Origin of the sequence: Phytoactinopolyspora endophytica, assembly GCF_004138495.1 — a bacterium.
Taxonomy (GTDB): Bacteria; Actinomycetota; Actinomycetes; order Jiangellales; family Jiangellaceae; genus Phytoactinopolyspora; species Phytoactinopolyspora endophytica.
Genome location: NZ_ML142871.1, coordinates 72659 through 73051, shown reverse-complemented (window position 1 = coordinate 73051; position 393 = coordinate 72659). Strand labels below are relative to the sequence as shown.

The 393-nt window shown below is 70.5% G+C and carries 1 pseudogene; it reads left to right on the top strand.

Annotated elements, in window-relative coordinates:
* Window positions 1-393: pseudogene (locus ELR45_RS41730) on the top strand (DEAD/DEAH box helicase); the annotation flags it as partial.

The window sequence follows — 393 nt, the reverse complement described above, 5'->3', positions numbered from 1 at the left end:
GCCGTCGTCCTGTGGCAGCCGGGTTTCGACCCGCTCTCGGTGGCCGGGCTGGCGTCGACCCGGACCTACCCGCTGCGCTCGTCGTTCCGGCCGTCGTACAACATGGCGGTCAACCTCGTGGACCGGGTGGGACGGGCCACCGCACGCGAGATCCTGGAGTCGTCGTTCGCGCAGTTCCAGGCCGACCAGGCCGTGGTGGGTCTGGCGCGCCAGCTGCGCCGGAGCGAGGAAGCGCTCGAAGGCTACCGGGAGGCGATGACCTGCCACCTGGGTGACTTCGAGGAGTATGCCGAACTCCGCCGAGCGATCAAGGACCGGGAGAACGCCCTCGCCCGCGAGGGCACTATCCAGCGTCGTGCCGCGGCGGCGACGTCGCTGGAGAAGCTCCGGATC